Below are 1,994 nucleotides of genomic sequence, written 5' to 3'. Positions count from 1 at the left end.
CATGACCGCGTGGTCGTTCGCCGGGTCGAATCCGAATCCAAGACCGCTGGCGGGATCATCATCCCCGACACGGCAAAGGAAAAGCCGCAGGAAGGCGAGATCATCGCTGTCGGCTTCGGCGCTCGTGACGAAGCTGGCAAGCTGGTCCCGCTGGACGTCAAGGCCGGCGACCGCATCCTGTTCAGCAAGTGGTCGGGCACGGAAGTCAAGCTCAATGGCGAAGACCTTCTGATCATGAAGGAATCCGACATCATGGGCATCATCGGCTCATATCAGGCCCTTTCGTCAACTGAATTCCCGGGCTCGATTGAAGCCCCTGCCAGGAGCTAAAAATGGCTGCCAAAGACGTAAAATTCTCCCGCGATGCCCGCGAGCGCATGCTGCGCGGTGTCAACATCCTCGCTGACGCGGTGAAGGTCACGCTCGGCCCCAAGGGCCGCAACGTGGTCATCGACAAGTCGTTCGGCGCCCCGCGCATCACCAAGGACGGCGTCACCGTCGCCAAGGAAATCGAGCTTGAGGACAAGTTCGAAAACATGGGCGCGCAGATGGTCCGCGAAGTTGCTTCGAAGACCAACGACATCGCTGGCGACGGCACCACGACCGCGACCGTTCTGGCGCAGTCGATCGTCCAGGAAGGCCACAAGGCCGTTGCCGCCGGCATGAACCCGATGGACCTGAAGCGCGGCATCGACCTCGCGGTAACCGACGTCGTTGCGACCCTGATCAAGAACGCCAAGAAGATCAAGACCTCCGAGGAAGTTGCCCAGGTCGGCACCATCGCCGGCAACGGCGATGCTTCGGTCGGCAAGATGATCGCCGAAGCGATGCAGAAGGTCGGCAACGAAGGCGTCATCACGGTTGAGGAAGCCAAGACCGCCGAGACCGAACTCGAAGTCGTCGAAGGCATGCAGTTCGACCGCGGCTACCTCTCGCCCTACTTCGTCACCAACGCCGACAAGATGGTTGCCGAACTCGAGGACGTCTACATCCTCCTGCACGAGAAGAAGCTGTCCAACCTCCAGGCCATGCTGCCGGTTCTCGAAGCCGTCGTGCAGACCTCGAAGCCGCTGCTCATCATCTCGGAAGACGTCGAAGGCGAGGCTCTGGCCACGCTGGTCGTCAACAAGCTGCGTGGCGGCCTGAAGATCGCCGCCGTCAAGGCGCCGGGCTTCGGTGATCGCCGCAAGGCCATGCTGGAAGACATCGCCATCCTCACCGGTGGCCAGGTCATCTCGGAAGACCTCGGCATCAAGCTCGAGAACGTCGGCCTCAACATGCTCGGCCGCGCCAAGAAGGTGTCGATCTCCAAGGAGAACACCACCATCGTCGACGGCGCCGGCAAGAAGGCCGAGATCCAGGGCCGCGTTGCCCAGATCAAGCAGCAGATCGAAGAGACCACTTCGGACTACGACAAGGAGAAGCTGCAGGAACGTCTGGCGAAGCTCGCCGGCGGCGTTGCGGTGATCCGCGTCGGCGGTGCGACGGAAGTCGAAGTCAAGGAAAAGAAGGACCGCGTCGATGACGCCCTCAACGCGACCCGCGCGGCCGTGGAAGAAGGCATCGTTGCTGGTGGTGGCGTCGCGCTGCTGCGCGCTTCGGCCAACATCAAGGCCACCGGCGTCAATGCCGACCAGGCCGCCGGCATCAACATCGTGCGTCGTGCGCTGCAGGCTCCGGCCCGCCAGATCGCGGCCAACGCCGGTGCGGAAGCATCGATCGTTGCCGGCAAGATCCTTGAGAACAAGGGCGCGACCTTCGGCTACAACGCCCAGACCGGCGAGTATGGCGACATGATCGCCATGGGTATCGTCGATCCGGTCAAGGTTGTCCGTACGGCTCTTCAGGACGCGGCCTCGGTCGCCGGCCTGCTGGTCACCACCGAAGCCATGATCGCGGAGGCTCCGAAGAAGGAGTCGGCTGGCGGCGGCATGCCTGGCGGCATGGGCGGCGGCGGCATGGGCGGCATGGGCGGCATGGATTTCTAATCCAGC

The 1,994-nt window shown here is 63.0% G+C and carries 1 protein-coding gene and 1 pseudogene; both read left to right on the top strand.

All coding sequences use genetic code 11. The annotated features are described in order from the left end of the window. Nucleotides 1-267, top strand: a pseudogene (locus ENZ75_RS30140) (co-chaperone GroES); the annotation flags it as partial. 65 nt (nt 268-332) lie between these two features. Continuing rightward, a complete protein-coding gene (groL, locus tag ENZ75_RS30135; RefSeq protein WP_126057772.1) occupies nt 333-1,988 on the top strand; it encodes a chaperonin GroEL in 1,656 nt (551 codons plus the stop codon). The last annotated feature ends 6 nt before the right edge of the window (nt 1,989-1,994 follow it).

It is taken from the genome of Mesorhizobium sp. M7A.F.Ca.CA.002.04.1.1, from assembly GCF_004022805.1.
Taxonomy (GTDB): domain Bacteria; phylum Pseudomonadota; class Alphaproteobacteria; order Rhizobiales; family Rhizobiaceae; genus Mesorhizobium; species Mesorhizobium ciceri.
The sequence above is the reverse complement of the archived record's forward strand: the minus strand, read 5'-3'. Positions and strand labels throughout refer to the sequence as shown.